19 protein-coding genes and 1 tRNA gene are annotated in these 16,725 nt (G+C 64.3%); 7 read left to right on the top strand and 13 right to left on the bottom strand.

The features are described 5' to 3' along the window. Positions 1–257: 257 nt before the first annotated feature. The 3 genes from GQ651_RS15145 to GQ651_RS15135 all read right to left on the bottom strand — a co-directional run bounded on the left by GQ651_RS15145 (position 258) and on the right by GQ651_RS15135 (position 1,871). A tRNA-Ser gene (locus GQ651_RS15145) sits at positions 258–347 on the bottom strand. A gap of 170 nt (positions 348–517) precedes the next feature. Beyond that, positions 518–1,615 carry a redox-regulated ATPase YchF gene (ychF, locus tag GQ651_RS15140; RefSeq protein WP_160765038.1) on the bottom strand — a complete coding sequence of 366 codons (1,098 nt, stop codon included), beginning with the start codon at positions 1,613–1,615 and terminating at the stop codon, positions 518–520. Between the two features lie 61 nt (positions 1,616–1,676). Beyond that, entirely contained in the window at positions 1,677–1,871 is a 195-nt protein-coding gene (locus GQ651_RS15135; protein WP_160765037.1) for a hypothetical protein, read from the bottom strand. Positions 1,872–2,002: 131 nt separating this feature from the next. On the opposite strand from GQ651_RS15135, the gene trpA reads away from it, so the two are divergent. Further along, positions 2,003–2,797 (top strand): tryptophan synthase subunit alpha, encoded by a 795-nt coding sequence (gene trpA, locus GQ651_RS15130; RefSeq protein ID WP_160765036.1) that lies wholly within the window; start codon positions 2,003–2,005, stop codon positions 2,795–2,797. A gap of 7 nt (positions 2,798–2,804) precedes the next feature. Here the strand turns inward: trpA and GQ651_RS15125 are convergent, their stop codons facing one another. The 4 genes from GQ651_RS15125 to GQ651_RS15110 form a co-directional block, all read right to left on the bottom strand. Continuing rightward, a complete protein-coding gene (locus GQ651_RS15125) occupies positions 2,805–2,972 on the bottom strand; it encodes a hypothetical protein (RefSeq protein WP_160765035.1) in 168 nt (55 codons plus the stop codon). A 50-nt stretch (positions 2,973–3,022) separates the two neighbouring features. Then, entirely contained in the window at positions 3,023–3,238 is a 216-nt protein-coding gene (locus GQ651_RS15120; RefSeq protein ID WP_160765034.1) for a hypothetical protein, read from the bottom strand. Between the two features lie 153 nt (positions 3,239–3,391). Further along, complete coding sequence (locus tag GQ651_RS15115; RefSeq protein ID WP_160765033.1) at positions 3,392–4,702, bottom strand: ammonium transporter; 1,311 nt, start codon at positions 4,700–4,702, stop codon at positions 3,392–3,394. Between the two features lie 20 nt (positions 4,703–4,722). After that, positions 4,723–5,061, bottom strand: a complete 339-nt coding sequence (locus GQ651_RS15110; protein ID WP_160765032.1) for a P-II family nitrogen regulator — start codon at positions 5,059–5,061, stop codon at positions 4,723–4,725. A gap of 269 nt (positions 5,062–5,330) precedes the next feature. On the opposite strand from GQ651_RS15110, the gene GQ651_RS15105 reads away from it, so the two are divergent. After that, positions 5,331–7,469 (top strand): transglycosylase domain-containing protein, encoded by a 2,139-nt coding sequence (locus tag GQ651_RS15105; protein ID WP_160765031.1) that lies wholly within the window; start codon positions 5,331–5,333, stop codon positions 7,467–7,469. Positions 7,470–7,623: 154 nt separating this feature from the next. Here the strand turns inward: GQ651_RS15105 and GQ651_RS15100 are convergent, their stop codons facing one another. The 3 genes from GQ651_RS15100 to ihfB are packed head-to-tail and all read right to left on the bottom strand — an operon-like array spanning position 7,624 to position 8,933. Further along, positions 7,624–8,265, bottom strand: a complete 642-nt coding sequence (locus tag GQ651_RS15100; RefSeq protein ID WP_160765030.1) for a phosphoribosylanthranilate isomerase — start codon at positions 8,263–8,265, stop codon at positions 7,624–7,626. A 13-nt stretch (positions 8,266–8,278) separates the two neighbouring features. Then, the gene (locus GQ651_RS15095; protein ID WP_160765029.1) at positions 8,279–8,623 is read right to left on the bottom strand and encodes a LapA family protein; all 345 of its coding nucleotides are present in this window, start codon (positions 8,621–8,623) and stop codon (positions 8,279–8,281) included. A 10-nt stretch (positions 8,624–8,633) separates the two neighbouring features. Further along, entirely contained in the window at positions 8,634–8,933 is a 300-nt protein-coding gene (ihfB, locus tag GQ651_RS15090) for an integration host factor subunit beta (protein WP_160765193.1), read from the bottom strand. 347 nt (positions 8,934–9,280) lie between these two features. Here ihfB and GQ651_RS15085 point away from each other — a divergent pair, with 347 nt between their 5' ends. Both GQ651_RS15085 and GQ651_RS15080 read left to right on the top strand, forming a co-directional pair. Further along, the gene (locus GQ651_RS15085) at positions 9,281–9,484 is read left to right on the top strand and encodes a hypothetical protein (RefSeq protein WP_160765028.1); all 204 of its coding nucleotides are present in this window, start codon (positions 9,281–9,283) and stop codon (positions 9,482–9,484) included. A 26-nt stretch (positions 9,485–9,510) separates the two neighbouring features. Further along, a complete protein-coding gene (locus GQ651_RS15080) occupies positions 9,511–10,488 on the top strand; it encodes a LuxR C-terminal-related transcriptional regulator (protein WP_160765027.1) in 978 nt (325 codons plus the stop codon). A 6-nt stretch (positions 10,489–10,494) separates the two neighbouring features. Here the strand turns inward: GQ651_RS15080 and GQ651_RS19055 are convergent, their stop codons facing one another. Both GQ651_RS19055 and rpsA read right to left on the bottom strand, forming a co-directional pair. Continuing rightward, entirely contained in the window at positions 10,495–11,382 is an 888-nt protein-coding gene (locus GQ651_RS19055; RefSeq protein ID WP_160765026.1) for a DMT family transporter, read from the bottom strand. Positions 11,383–11,518: 136 nt separating this feature from the next. Beyond that, the gene (gene rpsA, locus GQ651_RS15070; protein WP_160765025.1) at positions 11,519–13,198 is read right to left on the bottom strand and encodes a 30S ribosomal protein S1; all 1,680 of its coding nucleotides are present in this window, start codon (positions 13,196–13,198) and stop codon (positions 11,519–11,521) included. Positions 13,199–13,437: 239 nt separating this feature from the next. On the opposite strand from rpsA, the gene GQ651_RS15065 reads away from it, so the two are divergent. The 3 genes from GQ651_RS15065 (at position 13,438) to GQ651_RS15055 (ending at position 16,067) form a co-directional block, all read left to right on the top strand. Next, positions 13,438–13,911, top strand: coding sequence for a methyltransferase family protein (locus tag GQ651_RS15065; protein ID WP_160765024.1), 474 nt, complete (start codon positions 13,438–13,440; stop codon positions 13,909–13,911). 147 nt (positions 13,912–14,058) lie between these two features. After that, on the top strand, positions 14,059–14,721 hold the full coding sequence (locus tag GQ651_RS15060; RefSeq protein ID WP_160765023.1) for a potassium channel family protein: 663 nt from the start codon (positions 14,059–14,061) through the stop codon (positions 14,719–14,721). Further along, the gene (locus GQ651_RS15055) at positions 14,721–16,067 is read left to right on the top strand and encodes a TrkH family potassium uptake protein (RefSeq protein ID WP_160765022.1); all 1,347 of its coding nucleotides are present in this window, start codon (positions 14,721–14,723) and stop codon (positions 16,065–16,067) included. Before GQ651_RS15060 ends, GQ651_RS15055 begins: the two co-directional genes overlap by 1 nt. Here GQ651_RS15055 and GQ651_RS15050 read toward each other — a convergent pair. After that, positions 16,049–16,672, bottom strand: coding sequence for a (d)CMP kinase (locus GQ651_RS15050; protein WP_160765021.1), 624 nt, complete (start codon positions 16,670–16,672; stop codon positions 16,049–16,051). The genes GQ651_RS15055 and GQ651_RS15050 overlap by 19 nt on opposite strands. Positions 16,673–16,725 lie beyond the last annotated feature (53 nt).

The raw sequence follows: 16,725 nt of genomic DNA, 5'->3' as shown, positions 1-16,725 counted from the left end.
CCTCACGTCGGTCAGGATGCCCTTAGGACACACCTCATTCATGATGGTCCCGAGCGCGCCTGCTTCCTGCGCCGAAGCAGCAAGAAACCACGTGACGAAGCCCTTCAGTGAATACGCGGCCCGCGTCACGCCAAGGAAATTGGTCCGGGGAGCAGCACGGACGCCCCCATTCGTGCGGGATAAGACAAAGGAGTCCCCGTCCCCCGAAATCGACAACTAGTCAATTCCATCGAAAATTGGCGAGTGGGGGGGGGTGGTGGCGGAGCCGATGGGATTCGAACCCACGAGACCCTTTCGGGCCTACTCCCTTAGCAGGGGAGCGCCTTCGACCACTCGGCCACAGCTCCGCGGACGGGTCTATCCAAGGGGGAAAAGCGCGGCAAGGGGAAATACGGGGGGCCGACGCTCAAATCAGGGCGACGCTGCAGCAGGCGCGCATCCTGTCGGTTTCTTCTGTTCATAAATACTCACGGCCTGACGCCGGCCAAAAGCTGCACCTCCAGGGCGCTCAGCCCACTCAGCCGCTGTGGAGGAAATGCAGGACATCGCCGTCCTTGACTACATAGGCCTTGCCCTCGGCGCGAAGCTTGCCCGCGTCGCGTGCGCCCTGCTCTCCGCCAAGCGACACATAGTCGTCATAGGCCACTGTCTCGGCGCGGATGAATCCCTTCTCGAAATCGCCGTGGATGACACCTGCGGCCTGCGGCGCACGGGTGCCCGCGGGGATCGTCCAGGCGCGCGCTTCCTTGGGGCCGACGGTGAAATAGGTCTCCAGACCCAGCAGGCCGTAGCCCGCACGGATCATCCGGTCGAGACCGGCTTCCTTCAGCCCGAGTTCTTCGAGGAACATCTCGGCCTCTTCCGGGTCGAGCTGGGCGATCTCTTCTTCGATCTTGGCGGAAATCACGACCGCCGCCGCGCCTTGCTCTTCTGCCATCTTCGCCACGCGCTCGGAATGGGCATTGCCGGTCGCGGCCTCGTCCTCGGCCACGTTGCAGACATAGAGGACCGGCTTCGCGGTCAGAAGCTGAAGCATGGACCATGACTTCTGGTCCTCATCGTCGATCTCAAGCGTGCGGGCGGGCTTGCCGTCTTCCAGCACGGCCTGGGCGGCCTTCAGAAGACGCTCCTGCTGGATCGCCTCCTTGTCGCCGCCCCGCACCTTGCGGACGATGTTTTGCAGGCGTCGCTCGATCGACTCGAGATCGGCCAGCATCAGTTCGGTTTCAATGGTCTCGGCGTCGGCCACGGGGTCGACGCGGCCTTCCACATGGGTGACGTCGCCATCCTCGAAACAGCGAAGCACATGAGCGATGGCGTCCACTTCGCGGATATTGGCCAGAAACTGGTTGCCCAGCCCCTCGCCCTTGGAGGCGCCTTTCACGAGGCCCGCGATATCGACGAAGGTGATCCGCGCCGGGATGATCTGCTTCGACTTGGCGATTTCGGCCAGCTTGTCGATCCGCGCATCGGGCACGGCGACCTCGCCCACATTGGGCTCGATCGTGCAGAAGGGAAAATTCGCCGCCTGCGCGGCCGCGGTGCGCGTCAGCGCGTTGAACAGCGTCGACTTGCCGACATTCGGCAGCCCCACGATACCGGTCTTGAAACCCATGTGCTCAGCTCTCGTTCCTGGCGTCGCGCGTCTGTAAGCCGCGCGCGCCGGGCGTGCAAGGTCAGCGCCGCTCGCGCCGGTCCTCGCGGGCCTGGAAGATGATGAACCAGGCAAGCAGGATGAACATCGGGTGCGTCAGGCCACCCGAAAAGATGATTGCCGGCACCCAGATCAGGAAGATGATGACAGCCAGAATGGGACGGCCTGCGAACAGGATCGACAGCGGCGGCAGGAGAAGCGCGAGAACATAATTCATGGCGGATAAATTGGGTCTCGACGGGCGTCTGTCCAGATCCGACGTGCAACGTGATTTCCCCGCATCGCGCGATTGATCTTCCCGCCCGTGTCGTGCAAACCCTGACTGTCCTGAAACCGGAGCTTCCGCCCATGACCCGCATCGACGCCAAATTTGCCGCGCTGAAGGCCGAGGGCCGAAAAGCCTTCGTCGCCTATGTCATGGCGGGCGATCCGGATTACGACACGTCGCTCGAGATCGTGCGTGGGCTGCCCGGCGCAGGCGTCGATATCATCGAACTGGGCCTGCCTTTCACCGACCCGATGGCCGATGGCCCGACGATCCAGCTTGCCGGTCAGCGCGCACTCGAAGGCGGACAGACGCTGAACAAAACGCTCGAGCTGGCGCGCGCCTTCCGCGAGGGCGACGACACGACGCCCATCGTGATGATGGGCTACTACAACCCGATCTTCTCGCATGGCGTGGACCGGTTTCTGGAAGACGCGAAGGCAGCCGGAATCGACGGCCTGATCGTGGTGGACCTGCCGCCCGAGGAAGACGTCGAGCTTTGCATCCCCGCGCAGAAGGCGGGGCTGAACTTCATCCGTCTCGCCACTCCTACCACCGATGACCGCCGCCTGCCCAAAGTGCTGCAGAACACGTCGGGCTTCGTCTATTACGTGTCGATCACGGGGATCACGGGTTCGGCCAATGCGGTCGCCACCGATGTCGGCCCCGAGGTTGCGCGGATCAAGGCGTCGACAGACCTGCCGGTCATCGTGGGCTTCGGCATCAAGACGCCCGAAGGCGCGCGCACCATCGCGGAAGTGGCCGATGGCGCGGTCGTGGGCTCGGCCATCGTGGACCGGATCGAAAAGGGCGAAAGCCCGGCCGATGTGCTGGCCTTCGTCAAGGGTCTGGCCGACGGCGCACACGCCGCCGGCTGAGGCCTGCTCAGGCCAGCGCTTCCTCGAAATTGGTGTTCAGACGGCTGTAGCGGTTATCGGTCCGCGCATCGAAAGCCGATGTCTGAGGCTCTGGGCGCTTCGCCAAGCACCAGGCGATACCGCTTTCCAGGACCGAGCCCAGCAGCACGACGCCCGACAGAATAAGAATGTCCATAACAATTCACCTTTACCAAAAAGATGGCCCGTGAGGCCAAAGCGCCGCCCTCAGCAGGACGGGGCGCTGTAGGAAATATAGCGGCGCGGCGCGGGGGCCTCGACTTCGTTGAACATGTCGTCCTCGTCGAAGAACGCATCTTCGTCAATCTCGGCGACGTGATGCGCATTGCGCCGGGCGATCCGAAACCGGATCAGGACGATCGCCGCCACAAGAAAGGGCGACGCATAAAGAAGAAAGAGGATGAGAGGGGTGGAAACACTCATAACCGACACTCGCAAACTGACTACGTCTTAAGACATACACAATCATTGCGGCGAAACCGTGGCGAAATTGGGGCATTTGCCACAATTCCGGCATAAAAAAACCCGGGCGCGAGCGCCCGGGCCAGGTTGTTCGAAAGCTGACAGGAAGGAGGATCAGCCTTTCGAGAAGTCGGGATAGGCTTCCATGCCCAGTTCCGAAGTATCGAGACCGTTGATCTCGGCTTCTTCGCTGACGCGGATGCCCATGATGCCTTTCAGCACAATCCAGACCACGAGGGAGACCACGAAGGTGAACACGCCGTAAGCGATGATACCGGTGATCTGCGTCACGAGGCTGGCGTCGCCGTTGTAGAAGACGACCGCGATGGTGCCCCAGATACCGGCGATCAGGTGGACCGGGATGGCGCCGACGACATCGTCGATCTTCATCTTGTCCAGCATCGGGACCGCGAAGACCACGATCACACCGCCGATGGCACCGATCCAGAGCGCGCCGAAGAGCGTCGGAGCGAGCGGTTCGGCCGTGATCGACACGAGACCGGCAAGAGCGCCGTTCAGAACCATGGTCAGGTCGACCTTCTTGTACATCACCTGGGTCAGGATCAGGGCAGCAACGGCACCCGAAGCAGCGGCCATGTTGGTGTTGGCGAAGATTCGCGACACGTCGGTGATGTCACCCACGGTGCCAGCAGCAAGCTGCGAACCACCGTTGAAGCCGAACCAGCCGAGCCACAGGATGAACGTACCGAGCGTGGCGAGAGCCAGGTTCGAGCCGGGCATCGGGTTGACGCGGCCGTCCTTGTACTTGCCAAGACGCGGACCGAGGATGATGGCACCGGCAAGAGCCGCCCAGCCACCGACCGAGTGCACGATCGTCGAGCCGGCGAAGTCCGAGAAGCCCATTTCCGACAGCCAGCCGCCGCCCCACTGCCAGGAGCCCGAAATCGGGTACATGACACCGGTGAGGATGATCACGAAGATCAGGAACGGCCAGAGCTTGATCCGCTCAGCCAGAGCGCCCGAGACGATCGAGGCGGTCGCGGCAACGAACATCAGCTGGAAGAAGAAGTCCGAACCGACCGATGCATAGTCGAGCGCGGCGTCTTCAGCGGCAAGGCCGACAGGTTCGAGCGACGTGGTCGAGAACCACGGACCCATCCAGCCCGACACCCACCAGCCGTCGCCGGGGTACATCAGGTTGAAGCCGATCAGCCAGTACATGATCGAGGCAAGCGAGAAGAGTGCAATGTTCTTCGTCAGCTGCATCGTGACGTTCTTGGAGCGCACGAGGCCAGCTTCGAGCATGGCAAAGCCCGCCGCCATCCAGAACACCAGGAAACCGCCTACAAGGAACAGAAGCGTGGTGAAGATATAGGGCTGGATGTCGGGTGCATCCTGCGCCAGGGCCATCGTCGGTGCAGCAAGCGCCAGCGCCGAGAGGGCAAGTGTCTTTCTGAGGTTCATGTCTTTTCCCTTTCCCGCGCTCAGATAGCGTCGTCGTTGGTCTCGCCGGTGCGCACGCGGAGCGCGCTTTCGACGTCGAGGACGAAGATTTTGCCGTCGCCGATCTTGTCGGTCTTGGCGGTCGTGGCGATGGTTTCGACGACCTGGTCGACCATGGCGGCAGACACGACGATCTCGAGCTTGACCTTGGGTACGAAGTTCACGGCATATTCCGCGCCGCGATAGATTTCGGTATGACCCGACTGCGACCCGAAGCCCTTGATTTCGGTGACCATCATGCCGCGCACCCCGATCGAGGTGAGGGCTTCCCGCACCTCCTCGAGCTTGAACGGCTTGATCGCTGCAATGATGAGTTTCACGATGCTCCCCTTCCGTTTACGCGACATCCCTTCGCGTCGCGTTGCAGGGGGACAAAGAGCGGGGTGGTGCGCCTTAGACAAGGAATCCACCCCTCGAAATTGCCCTGAAACACCACATGCTTGCACAATTTTTGCACAAAATGTGGGCGACGCCTAATTTTTGGGCGAAAGAGAATCCCCGCGTCTGCACAGATTCCCGTCACCCCGCATCTCCACATCCGGCACAAAAGCGCCTATTCTCGGAGATGAGCAGGCATGGACGTATCGGTATGAGTGGATCGAAAAAGGGCGGGTCGCGGCTTGTCGCGGACAAACGCCCCAAAAAATCCAAACCCGCCCCGGCGGCCCGGACAAAACGAAAGCGGCGGACGAGCCGTTCCAGACGCAGGGGCCCCATCGCGTGGCTCTTCGGCGGGCTCTTCCGGTTTGTCTGGGGGATCGGCTGGCGCGTGACGGCGCTGGTCGCGCTCGCGGTGGGCGGGGCGGTTCTCTATTATGCCGCCACCCTGCCCCCGGTGACCGCCCTTCTCGATGGCCGCTCGAAAGGGTCCGTCACGCTTCTCGACCGCGATGGCGAAGTCTTCGCCTGGCGCGGCGAACAGTTCGGTGGCCAGATCACCGCGGAAACCGTATCGCCCGACCTGAAGAACGCGATCATCGCCACCGAGGACCGCCGCTTTTATCGCCATTTCGGCATCTCGCCGCGAGGCATCGCCAGCGCGGTCCGCATCAACCTCAGCGAAGGGCGCGGGCCGCTATCCGGGCACGGCGGGTCCACGATCACGCAGCAGACCGCCAAGCTGCTCTGCCTCGGCACCGTCTACGATCCCGCCTCGGGCCTGACCGAAGCCGAGTTCGAGGCAGATTGCCGCCGCACCACCATCGCGCGGAAGATCAAGGAAGCCGTCTACGCGATGGCGATGGAGCTGCGCTATTCCAAGGACGATATCCTGACCATCTACCTGAACCGCGCCTATCTGGGCGCAGGCTCACGCGGCTTTGAGGCGGCGGCGCAGCGCTATTTCGGGCGCTCCGCGAACGAGGTGCTGCCGTCCGAGGCGGCGATGCTGGCCGGTCTTCTGGTCGCCCCCACGCGGTATGCCCCAACCGCGAACCTCGAACGCAGCCAGAACCGCGCCAACCTGATCCTCGGCCTGATGGAGGAGCAGGGATACCTGACCACCGCCGAGGCGACCCGCGCGCGCCAGAACCCCGCGCGCCTGTCCGAGGCGGCCGAGGCCCGCGCCGGCGGATATTTCGCGGATTGGGTCATGGATCAGGGGCCGACCTACCTGACCGACGAGACCACCGAAGACGTCATCATCCGCACCACCTTTGACCAGCGCATCCAGAATGCCGCCGAAGAGGCCCTGCAATGGGTTTTCGACAACAAGGTGCGCGAAGGCTCCAAGGCGCAGGCGGCGATCGTCGTGATGTCCGCCGATGGCGCAGTGCGCGGCATGGTCGGCGGGCGAAAGTTCCGGGGTGTCGCAGGCCAGTTCAACCGAGCGATCCAGGCCAAGCGGCAGACCGGCTCGGCCTTCAAACCCTTCGTCTACGGCGCGGCGCTGGACCTCGGCTACAGCCCGAACGACACGGTGATCGACGAACCATATTGCCTCGACATCCCCGGCTCGGGCCGCTGGTGCCCGTCAAACTACACGAACGACTACAAGGGCCGCGTGACGATGACCGACGCGCTGGCGCAGTCGCTGAACATCCCCGCCGTGAAGGTCTTCGAAACCGTGGGCCGCGAGGCGGTGGTCAATATCGCCAACGATTTCGGCATCGAAAGCGATATCGCCGGCGGCCCTGCCGTTGCGCTCGGCGCGTCGGAGTCGACGCTGCTGGAGATGACGGGCGCATTTGCGGGCATTCTGAACGGCGGCTCCTCGGTCGATCCCTATGGTCTCGTCACGCTGAGCCTGAAGGGAGACACCAGCCCGCTTCTGGAGCAGGAAGGCGGGATCGGTGAGCGCGTCATCACGCCCAAGGCGGCGCAGGAACTGGTCTGGATGATGCACCAGGTAATCGAGCGCGGCACCGGCACGCGCGCCAAGCTGCCGGGCGGCCACCCCGCGGCGGGCAAGACCGGTACGACACAGGCGGCGCGGGATGCGTGGTTCATCGGCTTCACCGCCGACTATGTCGCGGGCGTCTGGATGGGCTATGACGACAACACACCTCTCAGCGGCGTGACGGGCGGCGGCCTGCCGGCGGAAATCTGGCGCGAGACGATGGCGCGGGTCCACGAGGGCACCCCGCCTCGCCCGCTGCCGATGATCGCCCCCGCCCAACAAGCGCCTCAGGTCGCCCGCGACCAGACCGCCCCCCGCCGGCAGACGCAGCCCGACAATGCGGTCGAGCGTGTGATCCTGAACGTGCTGAACGAGCTTTTCGGGAACTGAGCGCCCCTGACGGACGATCGGTTGGGGCTCCGCCCATTCGCACCTTGAAAGGTCCACCGGACCTTTCACCGGCTGCGCCGGACCGGTGCTCATTCTTCTTGGCGAAAGTACTCCGGGGGGAGAGGCCCGTGGCCTCGGGGGGCAGCGCCCCCCTTTACGGCACCGCCGCGAGGAAGGCGCGAATGAGCGCCGCATCCTTGACCCCCGGCGCGGTCTCGACGCCCGAGGACAGGTCCACCTGTCGCGCGCCGGTCAGCGACACCGCCTGCGCGACGTTCTCGACGGTCAGGCCGCCCGCAAGCATCCAGGGCTTGGACCATTTACGTCCGGCGATCAGGCGCCAGTCGAAGGTGACGCCGTTGCCGCCTTCCAGCGTTGCACCGCGGGGCGGCTTGGCGTCCACCAGAACCTGATCGGCCACGGCCTCAAAGGCAGCGATGGCGGGCAGGTCCTCGGCGTCGCGAAGGCCCACCGCCTTGATCACGGGCAGACCATAGCGCGCGCGCACCTCGCTCACGCGTTCGGGCGCCTCGGACCCGTGGAGCTGCAGGAAATCGAGCGGAACGACCTCGAGAAGCGCGTCGAGCGCCGCATCGTCCTGATCGACAACGAGGCCGACCTTGGCCACGCCCTCGGGCACATCGAGCGCCAGCGTGCGCGCCAGTTCGGGCGCGGCGTAGCGCGGCGACTTCGGCACGAAGTTGAACCCGACATAAGCCGCGCCGGCCGATACGGCGGCCGCGACGGTCTGGGGCGTTTTCAGCCCGCAGATCTTGGTTCGGACGGTTGGGCGCATGGCCGGTGGGGTGTCAGCTTTTCTCGACGAGCGCAAGAATGTCATCGCCGCCCTTTTCGCGGGGGGCGGTGGCGCGCACCTGCTTTTCCAGCTCCTGCCGCTGGCGCCGCTCGGTCGTGGCGGCGGCCCGGTGCTTGTGCTCGCGCACCCATTCCCAGACGAAACCAAGGAACACGCCGACGGCGACCGCGATCACGAGGATCACGAATACGGGCAGCGTCACCTCCCAGTCGATACCGAAGAGCGCCTGAAGCGGCTCGGGCATCAGCCTGAGCGTCATCGGCCCGCGATTGGCGAGCGCGATCGTAATTAGAAAGATAGCGATGACGGCAAGTACGGCCGAGCGGATATAGCGCATGGAAGCCCCGTTATTCCTTGCCGTTCAGACGATCCCGCAAGAGCTTGCCTGTCTTGAAGAACGGCACGTGTTTCTCTTCCACCTGAACGCTGTCACCGGTGCGCGGGTTCCGCCCGACGCGGGCGTCGCGCTTCTTGACCGAAAAGGCACCGAAGCCCCGAAGCTCGACCCGGTCGCCGCGGGCCATGGCCTCGATGATCTCGTCGAAGATCGTGGACACGATCCGTTCGACGTCGCGTTGATAAAGGTGGGGGTTCTCGTCGGCGATTTTCTGGACCAGTTCGGATCTGATCATGCTTCCCCCCGGGATGGTTCTGACATCGTTATGTCCGGATCATCTCCCGCAGATGGGGCGCCCGGTTCTGGCCGATTATATTCCGAATACCGCCGCGCCGAAACAGATCTGTCATACCAAAAGCGCGGAATCTTCAGCCTATAGTGCTGAATTCCGTGGATAATCAGGCTTCCCCAACGGAATCCGAAGGACCGAGTATTGCGCGGCCGCCGGTGCCGCGCTGCAGCACGCACGCGATTCGCAGCCGGCCCCAGTGATGTTTTCGCCGGTTTTTCCGCCCCTGTCCCACGATCGGATGACAGGTCATGCGGCCAGCACGTGTCATTACGGATGCATATCGAAATCCTTGAAGGAGAGACGACATGGACCCGACACATTATCTTGCCAGCCCCTCGCGGGCGCCCCGCAGCAGCGGCAACAGGACCGAACAGGCCTTCTACGAGGACCACGCGACGAATCCGATCACCACGGTGGCGCGCACGGCTGCAGCCCTTCGCACCTGGTTTTCGCGACCGACGGATGGCTCTCCTGAGGCCCGCTTTGCGCCAGGCGTTCCTGCCGAGTAGACTGCATCTGAGAAGGAGCCTTCGCCATGAGCCTTGCCGAACAGATCCACCTGACAGACGAGGACGCGGTCCGCGCCGTCATTCACGAAGAAACCCGGTCTTTCATGGTGGGCGACATCGAGGCATGGAAAGATTGCTATCTGCATGACGACCGCACCACAGATGTCATGTCCGGGCCCGGTATGGGGCTTGTCGTGCATCGTGGCTGGCAGAATATCTACGACCACACGATGAGCGCCATCGCGCGCGGCAAGCGCTGCGACATGGTCGCCTTCGAGAAGCGCGAATACTCGATCACCATCGACCGGGATACCGCGTGGGCCACCTATGAGGGGATCACGCACCACGCGGATGGGCGCATCAGCGAGAATTTCGAGACCCGCATAGTCGAGCGCCATCGGGGCCGCTGGAAGATCGTCTACAATGCGTTCATCACCAAGCGCTCGGTTCTTGCGGGTGCGCCGCGCATCGCGCTCGACGCCGAAGGGCATGTCATCTGGATGAGCGACGAGGCCCACGAGAGCCTGCGCGATCATCCGGGCCTGACGGTATCGCACGACCGCCTCAGGGCGCGCCGCCCGGCATGGGACAGCGCGCTTCAGGAAGCGATCTCCCGCGCGGCCACGCTCCACGGATATTTCGATCAGTTCAGCTATATCCACGACACGGGCGACGCGTTCCGCTGCCCCGTGGTTCTGGGCGAAGATGACGAGGGCGGTATCGTGACCTGCGTGGTGACGGTCAGCGACGGGGTGACATATGTCGATATCGGCGGCGCAGATCAGCTTGCCCGCCGGCTTGCTGCCGCCGCAGCCATCTTCGGCCTGTCGGAGACGCAGGTGCATGTGGCGCGCGAGATCGCCAATGGTCACCCCCTGCCCCGTGTGGCCGAGCGTCTGGGGATCAGCGCGAACACGGTGCGCACGCATCTGACACGGATATTCGAGAAGACCGGCGTGAATGCTCAGCCCGCGCTTGTGCGGCTCTTGCTGAGCGTGGGGTGAGGGACGCTAGAGCACGGTCTTCCGGCGGTCGCCCAGAACGTCGACCACACCTGCCCCGATGACCAGAAGCGCGCCTGTTGCCTCGATCAGGCCGAAGGGTTCGTCGGTCAGGATCGCGGCGCTGCCTATGCCAACGATCGCTTCCAGTTGCAGAAGGATGCCCAAGCGCCCCGCGTCGATCTCTTTCGCGCCCCAGATCAGACCCCAGACCACCGGGATGACAAAGCCAAGCGCCGCTACGATCAGCCATGGCGCGAGCTGCAGCATGTCGGCCCCGGACGGCGCGGCAGCGTCCGGCTGGAACGGCAGGAAGACGATGACGAGCGCGGCGAGGCTGCCATAGAGGAAGAAGGAGAAGACCCCCTCGAAGGCGGAGAGCGACGGCGTCATCCGAACGCGCATGCTGCCCACCGCCCAGAGCATGCCCGCCACCAGCGCCATCACGTCGCCCGCGTTCTGCGGCAGCGGCACGCCGGTCCGTCCGCCAAGGATGATGACAAGCCCGAGAAGGCCAAGGATCAGCGCCAGCGCCCTCGCAGGGGTCAGGCGGCGGCCAAGGAGGAGGATTTCCAGCGCGGTGCCCCAGACGGGCGTGACGTAGAACAGGATCAGTGCCCGCGCCACATCGGTCCAGAGCAGGCTCTCTGAGTAGAGAACGACCGCACCCCCCACCAGAACGCCCGGCAGAACCTGACCCGCGCCTGCGGGTAGCCCTCGCATCCGGCGCCAGGTTGCCAACGGCACAAGCAGGAGCGCCGGTGTCAGAAAGATCGCGAGCGTGGTCCAGCCCGCCCCGAGCCCTGCCTCTTCGAAGGCGCGGATCGGCAGCCAGAAAAGGCCCCAGGCCGCTGCGGCTATCAGCGTGACGAGGATGGCCACTCGTTCCCTCTGCACGTTTTACCCTTCCCTGACGAACTGCCGGCGTTGGCCCGACCGGTATGGTCGAAAGTCCGTGGCAAGGCGAGGACCGCACAAAAGAAAAAGGCCCCGCCGGTCTGGCGGGGCCTTTCGGTCCGGACGGTGCCGGTAATTACTTGTCGTCGCCCTTGAGCGCGGCGCCAAGGATGTCGCCGAGCGACGCGCCCGAGTCGGACGAGCCATACTGCTCCACGGCTTCCTTTTCTTCCGCGATCTCGCGTGCCTTGATCGACAGGCCCAGGCGGCGGGTCTTGGGATCGACGTTGGTGACGCGGACGTCGACCTTGTCACCCACCGAGAACCGCTCGGGGCGCTGCTCGGCCCGGTCGCGCGACAGGTCGGAGCGGCGGATGAAGGACTTCATGCCCTCGTACTCCACCTCGATACCGCCATCCTCGATCGAGGTCACGACAACGGTGACGATCGAGCCGCGCTTCACACCGTCAACAACTTCGGTGAAGCTGTCGTCGAGCGCCTTGACCGAAAGCGAAATCCGCTCCTTCTCGACATCGACCTCGGTGACAACGGCCTTGACCATGTCGCCCTTGCGATAGTCCTGAATGGCGTCCTCGCCCCGCTGGTCCCAGCTGAGGTCCGACAGGTGGACCATGCCGTCGATGTCGTTTTCGAGACCGATGAACAGACCGAATTCGGTGATGTTCTTGACCTCGCCCTCGACATGGGTGCCGACGGGGTGCGTTTCCGCGAAGACTTCCCACGGGTTGCGCTGCGTCTGCTTCAGGCCCAGCGACACGCGCCGCTTGGCGCTGTCGATTTCCAGAACCATCACGTCGACTTCCTGAGAGGTCGAGACGATCTTGCCCGGATGGACGTTCTTCTTGGTCCAGCTCATTTCCGAGACGTGGACCAGACCTTCGACACCGGCTTCCAGCTCGACGAACGCGCCGTAGTCGGTGATATTCGTGACGCGGCCCTGATGGACCGAGCCAAGCGGGTAGTTGGCTTCGACGGCATCCCACGGATCGTCCTGAAGCTGCTTCATGCCGAGGCTGATGCGGTGGGTTTCCTTGTTGATCTTGATGATCTGGACTTTCACCGTCTCACCGATCGACACGATCTCGCTCGGGTGGTTGACCCGGCGCCATGCCATGTCGGTGACGTGCAGAAGGCCGTCAACACCACCCAGATCGACGAAGGCGCCGTATTCGGTGATGTTCTTGACGACGCCGTCCACGGAGTCGCCTTCCTGGATCTTGGCGATGACCTCGGCGCGCTGCTCGGCGCGGCTCTCTTCCAGAATGGCACGGCGCGACACGACGATGTTACCGCGGCGGCGATCCATTTTCAGGATCTGGAAGGGCTGCTTCATACCCATGAGCGGGCCGGCGTCGCGCACGGGGCGCACATCAACCTGAGAGCCGGGCAGGAACGCGACGGCACCGCCCAGATCGACGGTGAAGCCACCCTTGACGCGGCCGAAGATCGCGCCTTCGACGCGAGCGTCGTCGGCATAGGCGGCTTCGAGCTTGTCCCACGCGGCTTCGCGGCGGGCCTTGTCGCGGCTGATGACGGCTTCGCCACGGGCGTTCTCGACACGGTCAAGGAACACCTCGACCTCGTCGCCGACTGCGATCTCGGGCGCTTCGCCCGGATTTGCGAATTCCTTGAGTTCGACGCGGCCTTCCATCTTGTAACCGACGTCGATGATGGCCTGTCCCGCCTCGATGGCGATGACCTTGCCTTTGACAACAGACCCTTCGTCAGGCGTGTCGATTTCGAAGCTTTCGTTCAGGAGGGCTTCGAATTCCTCCATGGATGCGTTCTGAGCCATGTGGCTGTTCAGTCCTTTTCTCGGTTTTTAACTGGCCGTGCGGTTGGGTCCGCCGGTCTTTGGGTTGGTCTCTGTCAGGACGCCGCGTGCCGCAAACAAGAAGGGTCGGCGGTGACCGACCCTGCTCAAGTCTTCGCGTTCACGACTGTCCCGCCGCTTCGACGGGCGCTCTATAGGGCGTTTCGCGCTTCAGGGCAAGGCCCGTTGCCCCGCGCGGGCGAATCCGACACCCTGTCGCCATGACCGCACCCTCTGCAGCACATGAAAACCCCTGGAAGATCAGCGACGTCGTCATCTTCCCGCTCATCGCACTGGGACTGACCCTGGAATGGTTCCTGCCCACCTCTTTTGGGGGGCCGCGCACACTGACCCTTGTCGCGGGGCTTTTGATCGTCGGGGCGGGGTTTGGGCTGATCACGTGGTCGAAGCGCACTCTGGACGCCTCCGAACAACCCTCGCTGCCCGGCGCGCCGACCACGGAACTGGTCACTGGCGGTCCCTTCGCCCGGTCCCGCAATCCAAATTACCTCGGCGCGATCGTCGCCATTCTTGGCGGCGCGCTGGCATTCGACGCGCTCTGGCTGATCGGCGCCGCGTTTTTCGCAGCCCTCGTTCTGGACCGCTGGATGATCCGGCCGGAAGAGACCTATCTGGCCGAAACGTTCGGCAAGACATATGCAGACTACGCTGGGCGGGTCAGGCGCTGGTTCTGATCACGTTGACAGCCTGACATCCAATGCGGGAACCAAAGCGCGCTCTTGCGAATTTGCGTTGAAGGGAAAACGGCGAAGCGTGCTTGGATCACCTTTGTACTGCCGGTCGGCAAGCACATCGTCTGAAGGCTCGGGAAAGGCCTCGATATGTCCAGAAAACGTCGTACCGTCGCAGTCATCGGGCTCGGCACCTTCGGCAGCACCGTCGCCGCCGAGATGGCGCGGTTCGGCAATGACGTGATCGGCGTCGATATCGATGCCAAGCGCGTCAACGCACAGGCCGACAATCTGGCGCAGGCGCTGATCCTCGACGCACGCGACGACGCGGCGCTGCGCGAGGCGGGGTTGGAGGAATGCACAATAGGTCTTGTGGCCATCGGCTCGGATATCGAGGCCAGCATCCTCGCCACGATGAACCTGAAGACCCTTGGCGTGGGCGACATCTGGGCCAAGGCCGCCTCCAAGAACCACCACCGGATCCTCTTGAAGCTCGGCGTCTCGCGGGTGATCCACCCTGAGGCCGAGGTGGGCCAGCGCGTGGCGCAGATGATGAACAACCCGATGGTGCGGGATTTCGCCAGCCTCGGTAACGGCTTTCACATCGTCAGTTTCCGCGTGCCGGACAGCCTGGACGGCGCATCGCTCGACGACCTCGACCACACCCGCTTCGATCTGCGCTGCCTCGGCGTGATGCGCGGAACCGAGTTCCGGGGCCGCGACGGCGAACCCTGCCCGCTCAAGGAAAAGGACCTGCTGATCCTTCTGGGCGAGCGCGGCAAGCTGCGCGACTTCGGCGACAGCCTGCACTGATGAGCCTCGCGGGACGCGTCCGCCTGTCGCTGACCCGGCGACGGCTGAGCCCGCCGGCCGTTCTGGCGGTGATCTATGGCGCTTTCATCTGCGTTGGCGCCCTCGTTCTGTGGCTGCCGGTCAGCAACTCGGGCGACGTGACCCTCAGCGATGCGGTCTTTACCGCCGCCTCCGCCGTGACGGTGACGGGGCTGGTCGTGGTCGACACGGGCAGCGATTTCACCCTTCTCGGCCAGATTGTGATCGCGCTTCTGATTCAGGTGGGCGGGCTGGGGCTGATGACCTTCGCCGCGCTTCTTCTGTCGATGCTGGGCGTCAGCATCGGGATGCCGCAACGTCTGGTCCTGCGCGACGAACTGGGTCAGACATCACTAACCGAACTGGGCGCACTGGTACGCGCGGTCATCATGGTGGCGCTTCTCTGCGAGACGGCGGGCACGCTGATCCTGATGACCGTTTTCGTGCCGGAGTTCGGCTGGGCCGAGGGCACGTGGCAGGCGATCTTTCACGCCATATCCGCCTTCAACAACGCGGGCTTCTCGCTCTTTCCCGACAGTCTGACGGGCTATGTGGGCGACCCGGTGGTCACGATCACCATATCGCTCTTGTTCATGATCGGCGGGCTGGGCTTTGTCGTGCTGACCGACCTCTACCGGATGCGCCGCTGGCGGAAGCTGTCGCTCCACAGCAAGCTGATGCTCACGGGCTCGGCCGTGCTGATCCTGACGGGCTGGGTTCTGGTCGCCGCGCTCGAATGGGACAATCCGGGCACACTCGGGGCGCTCGAAGGCACCGGCACCAAGCTGCTCGCCAGCTGGTTTCAGGCGGTCACACCGCGCACGGCGGGTTTCAACTCGCTCGATTACGCAGAGATGGAGACCAGCACGACGCTGATGACCATGACGATGATGGTGGTGGGCGGCGGGCCGACCTCGACGGCGGGCGGCATCAAGGTCACGACGCTGATCGTGCTGATCCTCGCCACCATCGCCTTCTTCCGAAAGCAGGAACGCCTGCATGTCTTCGGGCGGAGCCTTGGCCTTGAAGAGGTCATGAAAGTGCTGGCGCTGACTACGGTCAGCCTGTTCCTCGTGCTCGCCGGGCTCTTCCTGATGTCGATCACATACGAGGGCGACTTTCTCGACATGGTGTTCGAGGTCACCTCGGCCTTCGGCACCGTCGGCCTGTCGCGCGGCGCCACCGGAGAGCTGTCCGAGGCCGGGCGCGCGGTCATTATCGTGATGATGTTCTTCGGCCGCCTCGGCCCGCTGACGCTTGGCTTTTTCCTCGCCGTGAGGTCGCAGCCCCGCGTGCGCTATCCCGAAGGTCAGGTGTTCCTCGGCTGAGCGCTCGCGGCAAGCACAGCCTCGACCGCCCGCTCCACCGCCGCCTCGATGGACAGATCGCTCGTGTCGATCACGACGGCATCCTCCGCCGCAACAAGCGGCGCGTCGGCGCGGCCCATATCGCGGGCGTCGCGTGCGCGGACCTCGGCCAGTACCGTCTCGTAATCGGTGCCGCTCGCCTCGCCGCCCAGCTCGTCGAAGCGCCGCCGCGCGCGCACCTCGGCGCTGGCGGTGACAAACAGCTTGGCATCGGCACCAGGACAGATCACCGTCCCGATGTCGCGCCCGTCCAGAACCGCCCCGCCCTCGGCCCGCGCGAAATCGCGCTGGAACTCGACGAGCGCCGCGCGCACCTCGGGGATCGCCGCCACCTGGCTTGCCGCCTCGGCCACGGCCTGCGTCCGGAGGTCATCCCGCGCGATATCGCGGTGGCGCAGCGTGCTGGCGGCGATCAGCGCAGGCGCTCCGTCCAGAACCCGCCGCCCCACGGCGCGGTAGAGAAGGCCGGTGTCCAGATGCTGAAACCCGAACCGCGCCGCAATGGCGCGGCTGATGGTGCCCTTGCCCGCCGCCGCAGGCCCGTCGATCGCAACTGTGAACCGCATCCCTAACCCCTTCTTCTTGGGCAAAATACTCCGGGGGTGAGGCCCCGGCAACG

Source organism: Kangsaoukella pontilimi (genome assembly GCF_009830125.1).
GTDB lineage: Bacteria > Pseudomonadota > Alphaproteobacteria > Rhodobacterales > Rhodobacteraceae > Kangsaoukella > Kangsaoukella pontilimi.
This window is presented reverse-complemented; position numbering and strand designations above follow the sequence as displayed.

Excerpts from the sequence above, each read along its gene's own strand:
- GQ651_RS15080 (WP_160765027.1), top strand. The coding sequence starts at position 9,511 with ATGAGCCTTGCCGAACAGATCCACCTGACAGACGAGGACGCGGTCCGC.
- GQ651_RS15120 (WP_160765034.1), bottom strand. The coding sequence starts at position 3,238 with ATGAGTGTTTCCACCCCTCTCATCCTCTTTCTTCTTTATGCGTCGCCC.
- GQ651_RS15125 (WP_160765035.1), bottom strand. The coding sequence starts at position 2,972 with ATGGACATTCTTATTCTGTCGGGCGTCGTGCTGCTGGGCTCGGTCCTG.
- GQ651_RS15105 (WP_160765031.1), top strand. The coding sequence starts at position 5,331 with ATGAGTGGATCGAAAAAGGGCGGGTCGCGGCTTGTCGCGGACAAACGC.
- GQ651_RS15055 (WP_160765022.1), top strand. The coding sequence starts at position 14,721 with ATGAGCCTCGCGGGACGCGTCCGCCTGTCGCTGACCCGGCGACGGCTG.
- rpsA (WP_160765025.1), bottom strand. The coding sequence starts at position 13,198 with ATGGCTCAGAACGCATCCATGGAGGAATTCGAAGCCCTCCTGAACGAA.
- GQ651_RS15065 (WP_160765024.1), top strand. The coding sequence starts at position 13,438 with ATGACCGCACCCTCTGCAGCACATGAAAACCCCTGGAAGATCAGCGAC.
- GQ651_RS15135 (WP_160765037.1), bottom strand. The coding sequence starts at position 1,871 with ATGAATTATGTTCTCGCGCTTCTCCTGCCGCCGCTGTCGATCCTGTTC.
- GQ651_RS15095 (WP_160765029.1), bottom strand. The coding sequence starts at position 8,623 with ATGCGCTATATCCGCTCGGCCGTACTTGCCGTCATCGCTATCTTTCTA.
- ychF (WP_160765038.1), bottom strand. The coding sequence starts at position 1,615 with ATGGGTTTCAAGACCGGTATCGTGGGGCTGCCGAATGTCGGCAAGTCG.
- GQ651_RS15050 (WP_160765021.1), bottom strand. The coding sequence starts at position 16,672 with ATGCGGTTCACAGTTGCGATCGACGGGCCTGCGGCGGCGGGCAAGGGC.
- GQ651_RS15115 (WP_160765033.1), bottom strand. The coding sequence starts at position 4,702 with ATGAACCTCAGAAAGACACTTGCCCTCTCGGCGCTGGCGCTTGCTGCA.
- GQ651_RS15100 (WP_160765030.1), bottom strand. The coding sequence starts at position 8,265 with ATGCGCCCAACCGTCCGAACCAAGATCTGCGGGCTGAAAACGCCCCAG.
- GQ651_RS15060 (WP_160765023.1), top strand. The coding sequence starts at position 14,059 with ATGTCCAGAAAACGTCGTACCGTCGCAGTCATCGGGCTCGGCACCTTC.
- GQ651_RS15085 (WP_160765028.1), top strand. The coding sequence starts at position 9,281 with ATGGACCCGACACATTATCTTGCCAGCCCCTCGCGGGCGCCCCGCAGC.
- trpA (WP_160765036.1), top strand. The coding sequence starts at position 2,003 with ATGACCCGCATCGACGCCAAATTTGCCGCGCTGAAGGCCGAGGGCCGA.